The organism is Stappia sp. TSB10P1A, from assembly GCF_900185725.1.
GTDB lineage: Bacteria > Pseudomonadota > Alphaproteobacteria > Rhizobiales > Stappiaceae > Stappia.
The window spans coordinates 261846-278069 of record NZ_FYAU01000014.1 but is presented as its reverse complement, the minus strand read 5'-3'; the positions used below and the strand labels follow the sequence as shown (position 1 = coordinate 278069).

Annotated in this window: 11 protein-coding genes; 2 read left to right on the top strand and 9 right to left on the bottom strand. The window is 68.5% G+C overall.

Going from position 1 to position 16224, the window contains the following annotated elements:
- Nucleotides 1–92, top strand: a 92-nt coding sequence (locus tag TSB10P1A_RS23975; RefSeq protein WP_371515068.1) for an IS3 family transposase, incomplete at its 5' end; no start/stop codon positions are given.
- A 508-nt stretch (nt 93–600) separates the two neighbouring features.
- On the opposite strand, the gene TSB10P1A_RS04645 is transcribed toward TSB10P1A_RS23975, so the two are convergent.
- The 7 genes from TSB10P1A_RS04645 to TSB10P1A_RS04615 form a co-directional block, all read right to left on the bottom strand.
- On the bottom strand, nt 601–1731 hold the full coding sequence (locus tag TSB10P1A_RS04645; protein ID WP_186386727.1) for a M20/M25/M40 family metallo-hydrolase: 1131 nt from the start codon (nt 1729–1731) through the stop codon (nt 601–603).
- Nucleotides 1732–1766: 35 nt separating this feature from the next.
- A complete protein-coding gene (locus TSB10P1A_RS04640) occupies nt 1767–2930 on the bottom strand; it encodes a M20 aminoacylase family protein (protein ID WP_186386726.1) in 1164 nt (387 codons plus the stop codon).
- Nucleotides 2931–2967: 37 nt separating this feature from the next.
- Nucleotides 2968–4629 carry an ABC transporter ATP-binding protein gene (locus tag TSB10P1A_RS04635; RefSeq protein ID WP_186386725.1) on the bottom strand — a complete coding sequence of 554 codons (1662 nt, stop codon included), beginning with the start codon at nt 4627–4629 and terminating at the stop codon, nt 2968–2970.
- A 2-nt stretch (nt 4630–4631) separates the two neighbouring features.
- Nucleotides 4632–5486, bottom strand: a complete 855-nt coding sequence (locus TSB10P1A_RS04630; RefSeq protein WP_244292986.1) for an ABC transporter permease — start codon at nt 5484–5486, stop codon at nt 4632–4634.
- An 87-nt stretch (nt 5487–5573) separates the two neighbouring features.
- Nucleotides 5574–6515, bottom strand: a complete 942-nt coding sequence (locus tag TSB10P1A_RS04625) for an ABC transporter permease (protein WP_186386723.1) — start codon at nt 6513–6515, stop codon at nt 5574–5576.
- Between the two features lie 149 nt (nt 6516–6664).
- A complete protein-coding gene (locus TSB10P1A_RS04620; RefSeq protein ID WP_186386741.1) occupies nt 6665–8251 on the bottom strand; it encodes an ABC transporter substrate-binding protein in 1587 nt (528 codons plus the stop codon).
- 160 nt (nt 8252–8411) lie between these two features.
- A complete protein-coding gene (locus TSB10P1A_RS04615; protein ID WP_186386722.1) occupies nt 8412–9953 on the bottom strand; it encodes a M81 family metallopeptidase in 1542 nt (513 codons plus the stop codon).
- Between the two features lie 220 nt (nt 9954–10173).
- Here TSB10P1A_RS04615 and TSB10P1A_RS04610 point away from each other — a divergent pair, with 220 nt between their 5' ends.
- Nucleotides 10174–10983, top strand: coding sequence for an IclR family transcriptional regulator (locus TSB10P1A_RS04610; RefSeq protein ID WP_186386721.1), 810 nt, complete (start codon nt 10174–10176; stop codon nt 10981–10983).
- 977 nt (nt 10984–11960) lie between these two features.
- Here TSB10P1A_RS04610 and TSB10P1A_RS04605 read toward each other — a convergent pair.
- Both TSB10P1A_RS04605 and TSB10P1A_RS04600 read right to left on the bottom strand, forming a co-directional pair.
- A complete protein-coding gene (locus TSB10P1A_RS04605) occupies nt 11961–15026 on the bottom strand; it encodes an efflux RND transporter permease subunit (RefSeq protein WP_186386720.1) in 3066 nt (1021 codons plus the stop codon).
- A gap of 3 nt (nt 15027–15029) precedes the next feature.
- Nucleotides 15030–16157, bottom strand: coding sequence for an efflux RND transporter periplasmic adaptor subunit (locus TSB10P1A_RS04600; RefSeq protein WP_186386719.1), 1128 nt, complete (start codon nt 16155–16157; stop codon nt 15030–15032).
- Nucleotides 16158–16224 lie beyond the last annotated feature (67 nt).

Below are 16224 nucleotides of genomic sequence, written 5' to 3'. Positions count from 1 at the left end.
CGCGCTACATCGACGGTTTCTACAATCCCTCAAGACGCCACTCGGCGCTTGGATACATCAGCCCCGTCCAGTTCGAAAAAATGGGCGGATAACAAAACCCCTCTCCACTTTTGCGAAGCAAGTCCAATGGCACCTTCAGTCGGAGTGAGGCGGAATGCCTCTCCTTGCGTCTTCCCAGACGAGCATCGCGCGACCCGGAACCGACGAGCCACGGCGGTTGCGGCGGCGTCCGGGCGTGCTGCCGCGAGGCCCCCGGCTCCCCGATCCCGCATCTGCGCTACGCTGCGTGCGGGATGACGCGGGGGAGATGTTGACGCGTCCTCGCCGCCGCTCTGGCAGCCAATAGGCCCCGGCTCTGCGCTGCGCGCGGCCGGGGTGACGGCCTGTGGGTGGGGCAATGGCGGCGGCATGACGGCGGCGGCCGGGGTGACGGCCTGTGGATGGGGCGAGGCGGCGGCATGACGACGGCGGCCGGGGTGACGGCCGAGAGGAGGCAAGGCGGCGCCTCCCTCTCGGATGTCGTCCCGGCCGCAGGCGAAGCCGGAGAGCCGGGAACCAATGGCAACCCCGGCAGACGTGAGGCGGAAGGACGCCGCGCGGTTACTTCAGCTTGAGGAGCAGGCCGGCGATGAGCTTGCCGCGCTCGACGAGGCTGTCGACCTCGATATGTTCGGTGAGCGTGTGCAGGCCCGAGCCGCGCACGCCGATGGAATCGAGCGTCGGGATGCCGAGGGCGCCGGTGAAGTTGCCGTCCGAACCGCCGCCGGCGCTGCAATGGGTGAGATCGAAGCCGAGCTCACCGGCAATGCCGCGCGCGGTTTCGTAGACCGCGAGCGTGCCCTCGTCCGGCTCCCACACCGGGCGGGTGACGCCGCGCGTCACCTCGATCACCACGTCGTTCTCCTCGCCGTTCAGCGCCAGCATGCGCTTGACGCCCTCGTCGAGGTCGTGCTGGCGCTTGGCCATCGACAGGACCTGCGCCTCGCAGGAGGAGGAGACGCAGTTGACCCACTGGCCGGCATGGATGACGCCGACGGAGAAGGTGCAGTCCTCCGTCGTCATCGCCTCGATCTCGAGGATCTTGCGGGCCATGGCGGCAATCGCCGAGCGGCCGTCCTTCAGCGCCCAGCCGGCATGGCTCGGCCGGCCAAAGGTCCTGACGTTGAAACGGGCGATGGCGAAGCGCCCGGTGACGGCGGAGCCATCGTGATGGGCGGGCTCGGGCACCAGGACATATTTGTTCTTGCGCGCCTCCATCTCGATCAGCTCGCGGGTGGAGGGGGTGCCGACCTCCTCGTCCGGCGTGAACAGGACGGTGACCGGCAGCGGCGTCTCGATGCCGGCGAGCGCGAGCTGGCGCAGCACCTCGACGGTGACGTAGCAGCCGCCCTTCATGTCCTGGATGCCGGGGCCGTAGCAGCGCCCGTTCTCGACGCGCCAGGGGTTCTGTTGCAGCGTGCCGATGGGGTGCACGGTGTCGAGATGGCCGGAGACGAGGATGCCGGGCTTGCCGAAGTCCTTGTGCGGCATGCGCGCACGCACCGAACCGCCGAAGCCCATGCGGCCGGGAATGCGCTCGATCTCGGCGCCGGCGGCGGCAAGATCATAGGCGGCAAGGTCCATCATCCGGTCGACGGCGGCGGCATCATAGGTCGGGCTCTCGCATTCGACCCAGGGCCGGAGGGCGGCAAGCATCGTGTCCGTGTCGAACGGCAGATCAAGATAGCTCATGGAAAGATCCTGAAAGGTTGCTGGGGGGCGAAAACTCACAAGGGCATGCGTTTTTCGACGATGCGCGCCATGATGCTGGCCCCGACAGGAAGCATGTCGTCGTCGAGCAGGAAGCCGGGATTGTGGACCGGCACCTCGCCCTTGTGGCCGAGGGTGCAATAGGCGCCCGGAACCACCTTGAGCATGTCGGCGAAGTCCTCGCTGCCGGTCACCAGATCCCTGGTGACGGTCGCCTTGGCGGCGCCGACGATCTCGCTCGCCGCCTCGCGATAGGCCTCGGCAAGATCGGCATCGTTGACCAGCACGTCGAAGGTCGGGCGCAGGTCGGCGATGATCTCGACCTCATAGGCCTCGGCAAAGCCGGCGCAGATCTTTTCCGCGCGCCGGTGGATGACGTCGCGCACATGGTCGGAGAAGTAGCGGATGGTGCCGGAGATCACCGCCTTGTCCGGTACCACGTTGTAGGCCGAGCCGGCATGGATCTGGGTGACGGAGAAGACGGCCGGCTCGGTCGCCTCGACATTGCGGCTGACGACGGACTGCAGGCTCTGCACAAGCGCGCTGGCAATGACGATGGGGTCGCGCGCATGGTGCGGCATGGCGCCGTGGCTGCCGATCCCGTTGATGGTGATGTCGAAGAAGCTGGCCCCCGCCATCGCCGCGCCCGGCTTGATGCCGAACTGCTCCGGCGGGGCGAGCGGGTTGTTGTGCATGCCGTAGATCTCGTCGCAGGGGAAGCGCTCGAACAACCCGTCGGCGATCATGGCGCGGGCACCGCCCAGCCCCTCCTCCGCCGGCTGGAAGATCAGCACCGCCGTGCCGGAGAAATTGCGGGTGGCGGCGAGATAGCGCGCCGCGCCCAGCAGCATGGCGGTGTGGCTGTCGTGGCCGCAGCCGTGGAAGGCGCCGGGGGTCTTGGACGCATACGGCAGGTTGGTCAGCTCATCCATCGGCAGGGCGTCCATGTCGGCGCGCAGGCCGACGGTGCGCCCGCCCTCGCCATTGCCCTTGATGATGCCGACGACGCCGGTCTTGCCGATGCCGGTATGGACCTCGTCGACGCCCCACTTGCGCAGGAGCTCGGCGACGATGCCGGAGGTGCGGACCTCCTGGAAGCCGATTTCCGGGTGCTCGTGGAAGTCGCGGCGGATGGCGGTGAGTTCGTCGGCATAGCCGGCGATCTGCGGCAATACGGGCATCTTGAAATCCTCCAGGTGTCGTTGTTGGCGCGCGGGATCAGGCCGTCCGCAACTCGCGGAAATTGGCGAAATCCCAGGCGCGGCCGGGGGCGGCCTCGATGAGGGCACGGGTATAGGGATGCTTGGGGTCGGCGAGGACCTTTTCGGCCGTGTCGTGCTCGACGACGCGGCCATGCTGCATCACCACCACCTCGTCGCAGATCTGCGCGGCAACGCGCAGGTCATGGGTGATGAAGAGGATGGCGATGCCGAGCTTGGCCTGGAGCTCGTCGAGAAGCTCCAGCACCTGTGCCTGCACCGACACGTCGAGGGCGGAGACCGCCTCGTCGGCGACCAGCACGTCCGGCTCCATGGCGATGGCGCGGGCAATGGCGATGCGCTGGCGCTGGCCGCCGGAGAACTGGTGCGGGTAGCGGCCGACCGCATCGTCCGGCAGGCCGACCAGCTTCAGCAGCTCGCGGGCGCGGGCCAGCGCCGCATCCTTGTCGGTGCCGAGGTTCAGCGGCCCCTCGATGAGGCTGCGGCCGATGGTCCAGCGCGGGTTGAGCGAGCGGAACGGGTCCTGGAAGACGATCTGGATGTGCCGGCGGAACGGCCGCAACTCGCGCCGCGACAGCCGGGCGATCTCCTTGTCGGCGACGCGGATCGAGCCGTCGGTCGGATCGATCAGCCGCATGACGCAGCGGGCGACGGTCGACTTGCCCGAGCCGCTCTCGCCGACGATGCCGAGGGTGCGGCCCTTGGGGATCGCGAAGGTGACGTCGCTGGCGGCGAGCGTTTCCTTGGTCTTGCGGAAGACGCCATGCGAGCCGTAGACCTTCTGCAGCCCGTCGACGGAGATCACCGGGGCGCCCTCCGGCACGGGCCGGGCGGCGCGCGGGGTGAGGCTCGGCACCGACTTCAGCAGGCGGCGGGTGTAGTCTTCCCTCGGCCGGCGCAGCAGCTCCTCCACCGGCGCGTGCTCGACCAGCTTGCCGAACTGCATGACGTGGACGGTGTCGGCGATCTCCGCCACCACGCCCATGTCATGGGTGATGAACAGCACCGCCGTGCCGTGCTTTTCCTGCAATTCGGCGATGAGGCTGAGGATCTGCTGCTGGGTGGTGACGTCGAGCGCGGTGGTCGGCTCGTCGGCGATCAGGAGCTTGGGCTCCAGGATCAGCGCCATGGCGATCATGATGCGCTGGCGCTGGCCGCCGGAGAGCTGGTGCGGATAGGAGCGGTAGATGCGCTCCACATCCGGCAGGTGCACCTGGTTCATGATGTCGAGGACGCGGGCCTTCTTCTCCCGCGCCGGGAGCCTTGCATGGGTGTCGAGCACCTCCTCGATCTGGGCGCCGACGCGCATCACCGGGTTGAGCGCGGTCATCGGCTCCTGGAAGATCATCGAGATCTTGCTGGCGCGCATGTCGCGCATCGCCTGGGGCGAGAACTCCAGGAGGTTGCGGCCCTCCAGCTCGATGCGGCCGCCGGCGACCTCGAGCGCGCCCTTGGGCAGCAGGCCCATGACGGCGAGCGAGGTGACCGACTTGCCCGAGCCGCTCTCGCCGACGAGGCAGACGGTCTCGCCCTCGCGGATGCGCAGCGAGATGCCGTCGAGGATCGGCGTGGCGGACGCATTGCCGGCAAGGCGCACGGTGAGGTCGGTAATGGTGAGGACGCTCTGCGCCGCGTCGAATGTGCGGGTCTTGAACAGCATGGTCAGGCCTCCCGCTTCTTCAGGCGCGGGTCGAGCACGTCGCGGGCCGTGTCGCCGAGCAGGTTGATGGACAGGATGCACAGCGACAGCATCAGGCCCGGCCAGAAGATCAGCGAGGGCTTGAGCTGGAAGTAGACGCGGCCCTCGGCCATGATGTTGCCCCAGGTCGGGATCTCGGTGGAAACGCCGGCGCCGAGGAAGGAGAGGATCGCCTCGGTGAGGATGGCGGAGGCGCAGATATAGGTGCCCTGCACCGTCAGCGGCGCCAGGGTGTTGGGCATCAGGTGCTGCCACAGGATCTTGGGCATGGAGGAGCCGAGCGCGATGGCCGCCTCGACATAGGGCTCCTCGCGCGCCGACAGCACGACGGAGCGCACGAGGCGCACGACGCGCGGGATCTCGGGGATGGTGATCGCCGCCATCACCGACCAGATGCTCGGCCCGTTGAGCGCGACCAGCGCGATCGCCAGCAGGATCGAGGGGATCGCCATCAGGCTGTCCATCACCCGCATGATGACGGCGTCGGCGGTGCGGAAGAAGCCGGAGACGAGGCCGATCATCAGGCCGATCAGCACGCTGACGACGGCGGCGCCGACGCCGATCAGCAGCGAGATGCGCCCGCCGGTGACGACGCGGGAGAGCACGTCGCGGCCATAGGCGTCGGTGCCGAGCGGAAAGGTCTCGCTCGGGCCCTTGAGCCGCTGGACGGCGTCCATGGTCATGGGGTTGTGCGGCACGATGAGCGGCGCGAGCAGCGCCGAGGCGACGATCGCCACCAGCACGATGGCGGCGATGATGGGGCCGACGCCGAGGCGCCAGCCGGCCGGCAGGGCGATCGCCCCGAACAGCCACTGCATGCGGGAGGCGGGGTGCCGGTCAGCCTGCATCGCGCGCCCTCCCCCTCGTGTGGGCGCTGGAGGCGCGCTGCTGGAACAGGGGGGACATCAGTAGCGGATCCTCGGGTCGAACAGGGTGTAGGACAGGTCGATCAGCAGGTTGATGAAGACGTAGAGACCGCTGGTCAGCAGGATCATCGCCTGGATCACGGGATAGTCGCGGGCGAGGATCGCATCGACCGTCAGCCGGCCGATGCCGGGGATGTTGAAGACGCTCTCGGTCACCACGACGCCGCCGATCAAGAGCGCGAAACCGGTGCCGATGATGGTCATGATCGGCACCGCCGCATTGCGCAGCGCGTGGCGGAACAGGACGATGCGCTCGCTGACGCCCTTGGCGCGGGCGGTGCGGATATAGTCCTCGCCGAGCACTTCCAGCATCGAGGCGCGGGTCATGCGGGCGATCAGCGCCACATAGATCGTCGCCAGCGTCAGGCAGGGCAGGATGGCGCGAGCCAGGAAGCGGCCGAAATCGTCGGACGGGGCGGTGTAGCCCTGCACCGGCAGCCAGCGCAGATTGATCGAGAAGACCTGGATGAAGATGTAGCCGATGACGAAGACCGGGATCGAGAAGCCGAGCACCGAGAAGCTCATCACCGCGTAATCGGCCCAGGTGCGGTGCCGCCAGGCGGCGAGCACGCCCATCGGCACGGCGATCGCCACCGACAGCAGGATGGTCATGACGGCGATGTTGATCGTCGGCCAGATCCGCTGGCCGATCATCGTCGTCACCGCGGTGTTGGAGATCAGCGAGGTGCCGAGATCGCCCTGCAGCAGGAGCCCGACCCAGGTGAAGAACTGGACGTGCAGCGGTTCGGCGAGGCCGAGCGAGGTGCGGATGCGCTCAAGCTGGGCGGGCGTTGCCATGTCGCCGGCGATGATCGCGGCCGGATCGCCCGGCGTCAGCCGCAGCAGCAGGAAGACGAAGACGGCGACGATCACCATCACGGGAATGACGGCGAGGATGCGCCGCAGGATATAGCCTAGCATCGCGGGTTGCTGCTCCTGACGGTTCGGTGTCCCGGACGGGGCCGGTGACGGGAACGGCGGACATGCCGCGCTCCGCCACCGGCCGGATGCCGGATCGGCGAGGCTGGCCGCCCGGCCGAAAGGGCCGGGCGGCGGGCGTCACGGCCCGGTCAGTCCGCCTTCTTGACGTTCCAGAACACCGGAACCGGCGAAGGCAGCATGTCGGTCAGCTTGTTGCTGCGCGCCTGGGGCGACGCATACTGGCCGAGCGGGATGTAGAGGACGTTGTCCAGCGTGTGCTTCTGGATCCGGACCGCCACCTCCTTCTGCTTCTCCGGCGTGTCGGCGGCGATGAACTCGGCCTTGAGGGCCTCGATCTCCTCGTCGGACGGCCAGCCGAACCAGGCGCTGTCGCCGCGGCCGTTGAGCATCGGGCTGATCAGGGGCGAGTTGACCTCCGGCACCAGCCAGTTGGTGAAGAAGATGTTCCAGCCGCCCTCGGAGGGCTTGGCCTGGCTGGCGCGGCGCGTCACCAGCGTCTGCCAGTCCATCGGCTGCATGTCGACATTGAAGCCGGCATTGCGGAAGGCCTGGGCGGCGACCACCGGCTGGGCGGTGAGGCTGACGACGTCGGTCGGCTGCATCAGGACGACCGGGGTGCCGTCATAGCCGGCTTCCTCCAGCAGCTTCTTGGCGCCTTCGATGTCGCCGCCGGAGACCAGCGTCTCGGCGCCGGACTCGTCGGCGAGCGGCGTGCCGCAGCCGAAGATCGCGCCGCAGACCGTGTAGTAGTCCGGGTTGCCGATCAGCGTGCCGAGCACGTCGGCCTGGCTGAGCGCCATCTGCGCCGCCTGGCGGATCTTCTTGTTGTCGAAGGGCGGATGCTTGAAGTTCATCCGGCCGATGGCCTGATAGCCGAGATCGTCGCGGGTCTCGACCGTGACGTCGTCGCTGGCGGCGAGGATCGGCAGAAGGTCGATCTGCACCTGCTCCAGATAGTCGATCTCGCCCGACATGATCGCGTTGATGGCGGTCTGGGCGTCCGGCATGGTCACCCACTTGACCTCGTCGACATGGACCACCTTGCCGCCGGCCATCCAGCTCGCCGGCTCGTCGCGCGGGACATAGTCCTCAAACTTGCGATAGGTGACGGAGACGCCCGGCTGGTACTCGGACTCGATGAAGATGAAGGGGCCGGAGCCGACATAGTCGGTGACCGCCGTGTCGGCCGGGCCGCTGGCGACGCGCTCGGGCATGATGAAGGGCGGCAGCGCCGACTGCTTGCCGACCGTGTCGAGCAGCGCCGGGAACGGGCTCTTCAGCGTCCACACGAAGGTCTTGTCGTCCTTGGCCTCAAGGCTCTCGGTGATGTCGAAGATCAACTGGCCGCCGGAATCGCGCTTGCCCCAGCGGGTCAGCGAGGCGATGGCATCGGCCGAGGTGACCGGGGCGCCGTCATGGAACTTCAGCCCGTCGCGCAGGGTGAAGGTGTAGACGAGACCGTCGTCGGAGATCGTCCAGTCGGCCATCTGCGGACGCGGGGTGAAGTTCTCGTCCACCGCGACCAGCACGTCGTAGATCATGTAGGCATGGTTGCGGCTGATATGCGCCGTGGTGATGATCGGGTCGAGCACGCGCAGGCCCGAATGCATCACCGCGGTGATGGTCTTGCCGGCGGCATCGGCCGGGGTCACGAGGCCGGTGCCGGCAAGCAGCGCGCCGGCAAGCAGGCCGGCGACGGTGTGGCGGGCCTTCATCGCCCAGCCCTTGCCGCGCCGGGTGGAGCAGGTGGTGGCAGTGTCATGCAGCATGATGCTTCCCTTTTCTGGTCAGGTGATTTTGTTTTTCTTCTTGTCGAAGCGGAAACTCCTCCCGCTCCGCAACGCAAGCCCTGCAGGCGTCCTCGCAGGTTCCGGATCAGCCCTCCATGGCTTGCGGCATCTTCGCCGCGGCGCCTGCCGGCACGAAGGCCGGTCCGCCGGGCGACAGTCGCATGCCGGGACGCAGCTTCGTCCACGCAAGATCCGCCGGATCGAGGGGCATCGGCCCCGGGGCGGTGCAGACGAGAACGGTCTCGGCAATCGGGTCGAAATCGGCGCGGAAATGCACCGAGCTCTTGTTGACGAGGATGTCCATGCGTGTCGGTTCGATCCCAACATAGCGGTACATCGCCAGATCGGCCATCTGGGTCTTGTGACTGGCGACGACGATCCGCACCCCGTCGATGGCAAGGCAGGCGGAGGGCCCGACATTCATGCGGGTGCCGCCGTAATAGGGGCCGGTCGCATGCAGGGCGCCGTCCGACAGCGCCTTAACGCGGAATGTCGCCTCCAACGGGCTGTCGCCGGCAACGTTCGACTGGCCGCCGAGCGGAATGGTGATCTCAGCCCCCTCCCCGGCCGCATGGGCGGCGCGGGCGGCGGCAGGATCAATGATTAGGCCGATGGCGGCGTTCTCAGCGCCGTTGCGCAGCAGGGCCTTGAGCATGCCCATGGTGTTGGAATCACCGCCGGCGCCGGGATTGTCCTGCGTGTCGGCGATGACCACGGGGCGGGTGGCACCTTTCGCGATGCGCATCGCCTCGCGCACGCCCTCGTCGGGCGTGAAGGCGCGGCCGGCAAAGGCCGCCTCGCTCTCCATGATCCGTGCCACCAGATGCTCGGCGGCGCGGTCGGCCGCCGCCTGCGTCTCGCCATAGGCGAGCACGGTCTGGCCGCAGTCGGCAATGTCGGCGGCGGGAAAGCCCATCCAGTAGGACAGGCTCGCGACCTCGCCGCCCTCCAGCTCCGCCAGCTCGCGGTAGAGGGTGCGGGCCGGCTCGATGACGGTGCACTGCCAGGGGATCGGGATCAGGAACGGCAACCGGCGGAAGGCACGGGCGAAGGGGCGGCCGCGCTGCATCAGGCGGTCGAGGCCTTGCGCCGCGCGGCGGCCGGTCTGCGCCATGTCGACATGCGGATAGGTGCGGAAGGCGACCAGCAGGTCGGCCTGTTCCACCATCAGCGGCGTGGTGTTGCCGTGCAGGTCGAGGCTGACGGCGATGGGCACATCCGGCCCGACCGCCTCGCGGACACGGGCGATCAGCTCGCCCTCGCCGTCGTCGAGATGTTCGGCGACCATGGCCCCATGCAGGTCGAGGCAGACGCCGTCGAGCGGGCCGCTCGCGGCGATGCCGGCGACGATCTCGCCGGCGATGCGCTCATAGGCCTCGCGCGTCACATGGGCGGAGGGAATCGCGCCGGTCCACAGCACCGGCACCATGTCCCAGCCCGCCGTGCGGCCATGGGCGATGGCGCCGGAGATGCCGAGATTGACGCCCTCGGCGCGGGCGAAGATCTCCGCGCCGCGCGACAGCGGCAGATAGCCGCCGCCCTGCTCGAACTCGGCCAGGGTTGCGAGCGAGGGGGCGAAGGTGTTGGTTTCGTGCAGGAAACCGGCAAGGGCGACGCGGCGGCTCATCAAAGCCCCCGCCACGGGGTTGCAGCGTTGGCGGAGCAGCCCGGCGCAGCGACGGATGCCGTCCTGCCCGGACCTGTTGGAGCCATCTTGCGCCCGCGAACCATACGCCCTCCTGCGTATTGAAATATAATACGATCGTATTATTTTTTTACGATACGAATGGTAAAGTTGACGAGTCAATGCTGTTTTGTAAGCAGTACGTTTTTCGAGGGACCCCGACATGACCAGTTGGTCGCCGCGCGCCAGGCCGAAGGCCGGAACGCCCGAGGAACAGGCGCAGGATCCGCTGTTCGTGCGCTCCATCGCCCGTGCCGCCGACGTGATGGCCGCATTCCACAAGGCCGACGCGCCGCTGACGCTGACCGAGATCGCCGCGGCCGCCGGCATGGGCAAGAGCACGGCGCAGCGCTTTGTCCACACCCTGCGGCAGCTCGGCTATATCGAGCGGGACCCGACCGACCGGGGATATGTGCCGGGCCTGCGGCTGCTCGACCATTCGCTGGACTATCTGCGGCTCAATCCGCTGGTGGAGCGGGCGACGCCGGTGCTGCTGGAATTGCGGCGCAATGTGCGCGAGCGCGTCGACCTGAGCCTCTTCGACGACCTGCGTGTGGTCTATGCGGCGCGCAACCAGAGCAAGCGCGAAACCTTCTTCGCCACTTTGGTGGGCCATGCGGTGCCCACCTTCTGTGCAAGCGGCGGGCGGGCGATCATGGCGCTGTTGCCCGACGCGGAGGTCGACGACATCCTCGCCCGCTCGAATCTGACGCCGATCACGGTGAAGACGATCACCGAGCCCGAGCCGATCCGGCAGAAGGTGCGCGAGGCGCGCGAACTCGGCTACGCAATGGCGCTGGAAGAGGTGGTGCCGGGGGAGATCGCCATCGGCGTCGCCATCACCGGGCCGGACGGTCGTCCGACCGCGGCGATCCATGTCGCCGGCTCGCTGTCGGAATGGCAGGCGGAGGACTTCGCCCAGCGCTTCGCGCCGCTGGCGCAATCGGCGGCGCGGGCCCTCAGCCGGGCGTGAGGGGGATTCGTCGCCCCCATTGGCGTCATTCCGGGGGGTGCGCGGGTGCCGCGCTGGGACCCATTGGCACCCTTGGCGGGTGTTTTTCTCCAACCTCTCCCCAGCGTCATTCCGGGCGAGCATCGCGAGACCCGGGATCGGGGAGCCCCGGCGGTCGTGGTGGTGTTCGGGAGTGCCGTCGACAGGCCCTCGGCTCGCCGATCCCGGCTCGGCGCTGCGCGCCGTCCGGGAGGACGAAAGAGAGGGCGGAGCGCAGGAGGACGCCGGAGGGGGCGGTGCGCGGGATGCAACCGGCGTGTAGGCGCACGAGAGGCTCGGCCAGCGTCTCCTCGCCGCCGCTCTGGCAGCCAATGGGCCCCGGCGCGCGCTGCGCTTGGCCGGGGTGACGGCAGAGGGGAGGAAAGCGCGCACCCGTCCCAAGCGCCCGCGCGGAGCAGCGCGAGGCCGCGCCTCCCTCTCAGGGTGTCGTCCCGGACGAGGCCGAAGGCCGAAGATCCGGGAACCAGAGGCACCCTTGGCAGGCATGAGGCGGGAGCGCATCGCCACCTCCACGGCTGTCATACCTGCGAAGGCAGGTATCCAGTATCCGCCGGGGCGGGTGGGTGTGCGAGGGCTGCAACCTCAAGCCGTTCGATCGCCATCGGTGATCTTGCGGCAACGTCACCGCTCGATCCGTACGACCTGGGGTTACTGGGTCCCGGTCTTCGGCAAGCCGAAACCGGGACGACACTCTGTGTGTGGAGCTCGGCCAGCGCGTCCTCGCCGCCGCTCTGGCAGCCAATGGGCCCCGGCGCGCGCTGCGCTTGGCCGGGGTGACGGCAGAGGGGAGGAAAGCGCGCACCCGTCCCAAGCGCCCGCGCGGAGCAGCGGAGGAGCGCGAGATCGTGCCTCCCTCTCAGGAGGTCGTCCCGGACGAGGCCGAAGATCCGGGAACCAGAGGCACCCTCGGCAGGTGTTTTCTCCAACCTCCGCCCGCCCTATTCCGCCGGCTGGCTGGAAGGCACGGGGGCGGCCGCGCGCGAGCGCGAGCGGTCGCGGGCAAACAGCGTGTAGGCGGTCGGCACGACGAAGAGCGTCAGCACCGTGCCGAAGGACATGCCGCCAACGATCACCCAGCCGATGGCCTGGCGGCTTTCGCCGCCCGCCCCTTCCGCCAGCGCCAGCGGCACCGCGCCGAAGACCATGGCGCCGGTGGTCATCAGGATCGGCCGCAGGCGCAGCGCCGCCGCCTCCACCACCGCGTCGAACCGGCTCTTGCCCGCCTCCTGAAGCTGGTTGGCGAACTGCACGATGAGAATGCCATGCTTGGTGATCAGCCCGATCAGCGTGACGAGGCCGATCTGGCTGTAGATGTTCAGCGTGCCGCCGGTCTGGTGCATCACCGCCAGCGCCCCCAGCATCGACAGCGGCACCGTCAGCATGATGATGAAGGGATCAATGAAGCTCTCGAACTGCGCCGACAGCACCAGATAGATGAAGCCGAGCGCCAGCACGAAGATGAAGACGAGGCTGGAGCCGGTCTGGCGGAACTCGCGCGAGACGCCGCCATAGTCGGTGCGCGCGCTGGAGGGCAGCACCCGCTGCGCCGTCGCCTCCAGATAGTCGAGCGCCTCGCCGAGCGAATAGCCGGGGGCCAGGTTGCCGGCGATCTTGGCGGCGCGGAGCTGGTTGAAGCGGTTGAGCTCCTTGGGCGAGACGCTCTCGCGCACGCTGATCAGGTTGGAGAGCTGGACCATCGAGCCGTTCTGGGCGCGAACATAGATGTCCTCAAGGTCGCCGGGCGTGCGGCGGTCCGAGGGGTCGACCTGGACGATGACGTCGTATTGCTCGCCGTTCATGTTGAAGCGGGTGACCTTGCGCCCGCCGAGCAGGGTTTCCATGGTGCGGCCGACGGTGAGCACGCCCGCGCCCATGTCGGCGACGCGGTCGCGGTCGAGCTCCACCTCGATCTGCGGCTTGTTCAGCGCCAGGTCGCTGGTGACGTTGACGAGATTGGGGTTGTCCTCGATGGCGGCGAGGAAGTCGTTGACCATCGCGTCGAGCTGCTCATAGGGCTCGGAGGTCAGGATCATGAACTCGATCGGCCGCGAGCGGGCGCTGACGCCGAAGGAGCCGGGATGGTTGACCGAGGCGCGCAGGCCGGCGACGCGGCGGATCTGCGGCTGCAATTCGGCGCCGATCTCGATCTGGCTGCGCTGACGGTCCTCCCAGGGCTGGAGCTGGGAGAAGGAGGTGATGTCGGTGACCTCCGGCGAGCCGGCGATGACGAAATAGGAGCGCACCTCGGGAATGTCGGCGAGAAGCTGCTCGACCTGCAGGGCGTAGCGGCTGGTGAAGTCGATGGTCGAACCTTCCGGCGCCGAGCCGGAGATGAACAGCACGCCGCGATCCTCCAGCGGGGCCAGCTCCGACTTCAGGCTGGTCAGCAGCATCCAGGAGGCGCCGGCCACCGCGAAGACCATCAGCACGATCAGCCAGCGGACCTTGAGCGAGACCAGCAGCAGGCGCCGGTAGCCGTCGTTCAGGGCGTCGAACCCCCGCTCCAGGGCGGCCGAGACGCGGCCGCGCTCCTCATGCTCCTTGAGCAGCTTGGAGCACATCATCGGCGACAGCGTCAGCGCCACCAGGCCGGACATCAGCACGGCGGCGGCCAGCGTCAGCGCGAATTCGGTGAAGAGCTTGCCGGTGCGCCCCTCGGCGAAGGCAACGGGCGTGTAGACGGCAGCGAGCGTCAGCGTCATGGCGACGACGGCGCCGGAAATCTCCTTGATGCCGACGATGGCCGCGCGGATCGGCTTCATGCCGTTCTCGATGTGGCGGTGGATGTTTTCCAGCACGACGATGGCGTCGTCGACGACGAGGCCGATCGCGAGCACCATGGCGAGCAGCGTCAGCGTGTTGATGGAGAAGCCGAGTGCATAGATGAAGATGCAGGCGCCGACCAGCGACACCGGGATCGTCACCATGGGTATGAGCGTCGCGCGCAGCGAGCGCAGGAAGAAGAAGATGACGAGGACGACCAGCACCACCGCCTCGGCGATGGTGGCGAACACCGCCTCGATGGACCGGTCGATGAAGATCGAACGGTCATAGGAAATGTCGGCGTTCATGCCCTCCGGCAGGTCGCGGCGAATGTCGGGCAGCGCCGCGCTCAGCGCCCGCGAGACGTCGAGCGGATTGGCGGTCGCCTGCTTGACGACGCCGAGGATCACCGCGTTCTCGCGCTTGTAGCGGGTGGTGCGCCGCTCGTCCTCCGGCCCGATCTCGACCCGCGCGACATCGCCGAGCCGCACGGAAAAGCCGCCGGCGTCCTTGACGACGATGCGGCGGAACTGCTCGCTGGTGGTCAGGCCGGTGCGCGAGAGCACGGTGAATTCGCGGTCGAAGCTCTCGATGCGGCCCGAGGGCACCTCGACATTCTGCTGGCGCAGGGCGTTTTCCACGTCCTGGACGGTGAGTTCGTAGGCGGCAAGGCGGGTGCGGTCGACCCACACGCGCATGGCGTAGCGGCGCTCGCCGAAGATGTTGACCTCGGCGACGCCCGGCAGGTTCTGCAGCCGGTCGCGGATGTAGCGGTCGGCATAGTCCGACACCTCGATGGGCGAGGCGCGGTCGCTGGTCAGGGCGATGAAGACCACCGCCTGGGCGTCGGCCTCAACCTTGGAGACGACCGGCTCGGAGACTTCGGCCGGCAGGCGGCCGCGCACCCGGCTGACGCGGTCGCGCACGTCGTTGGCGGCCTCGTCCGGATTGACCGACAGCAGGAAGCGGACGGTGATGCGGCTCGATTCGGGCCGCGAGCGGCTTTCCAGCACTTCGACGCCGCCGATGCCGGCGATGGAGCCCTCCAGCACCTGGGTGACCTGGGACTCGATGATCTCGGCGCTGGCGCCGGGATAGTCGGTGCGCACGGAGACGACCGGCGGGTCGATGTTGGGATATTCGCGCACCGTCAGGCGCACGAAGGAGACGAGGCCGAGCAGCAGCACCATCAGGCTGACGACGGAGGCGAAGACCGGCTTGCGGACGAAGAACTCCAGCATGGCTCAGCCCCCGGCCGGGCCGTCGACCACCTCGACGGCGGCGCCGTCGCGCAGCAGCAACTGGCCGGCGGTGATGACCACCGCGCCGGAGGCAAGGCCGGAGCGGACCTCGACATCGCCGGGGCTGCGCAGGCCGATCTCGATGGGGGTCTTGACCGCCTTGCCGCCCTCAAGCCGGTAGACATAGAGCCGGCCCTCGTCGCGGAACAGCGCCGCCTCGGGCACCACCATCGCCGCGCTGCGCTCCGCGATGACGATGCGGATGCGGGCGAAAAGGCCGGGCGACAGGCGTCCGTCCGGATTGGGCAGTTCGGCGCGCAGGCGGATGGCGCGGCCCGACACGTCGACGATCGGGTCGATGGCAGTGATCTTGCCGGTGATCGCCTCGCCGGGCAGCGCGTCAAGGGTGACGTTGACCGGCAGGCCGACCCTGAGGTTGGGCAGATGGGTCTCGGAGACGCGGAACTCGACCTTCAGCGGATCGACGCTGGCGAGTTCGACGATGCGGTCGCCGGGGCTGACATAGGCGCCGACGCTGATGTTGCGGAAGCCGACGATGCCGGAAAAGGGTGCGGCGATAGAGGTCTTGGCAAGGCGCGCCTCGGCAAGGGCCACATTGGCCTGCGCGGCGGTATAACCCTGGGAAGTCTCGTCGCGAGCGCGCATGGTGCCGCTGCCCTGCTCGGCGAGCTTGCGGGCGCGCTCGAAATTGGCCTCGGCCAGCGCCACCTCGGACTGCGCCTTGTCGAGTTCGGCGCGCAGGATCTGCGCGTCGAGCTCGACCAGCACGTCGCCTTCCCCGACTGCCTGCCCCTCGGCGAAGCCGATGCGCGCGACGCGGCCGGCGATCTCCGGCGAGATGACGACGGACTCGTTGGCAACCAGCGTGCCGAAGGCGCGGATGTCGTCGACAAGGTCGCGCACGCCGACCAGCGCCGTCTCCACGGCAACGCCCCGTCGCTGGCCGGTCGCGGCGGCGCCCGGCGAGGCGGTGGCGGGCGAGGTGGCCACGGTGGATGTCGCGGAGGCGAGGAAGGACGGCCCGTCCGGCCAACTGACGAAGGCCACGCCCCCCGCCACCGCCAAGGCGACAATGGCGGTTCCGATGGCGGACACGCTCCGGTAGCTCATCTGGCAACAACCCCAAGGCTGACCGGTCGGCGCCCCTTTGCCGAGCCGGAGAGGTTCATGCGGCCCG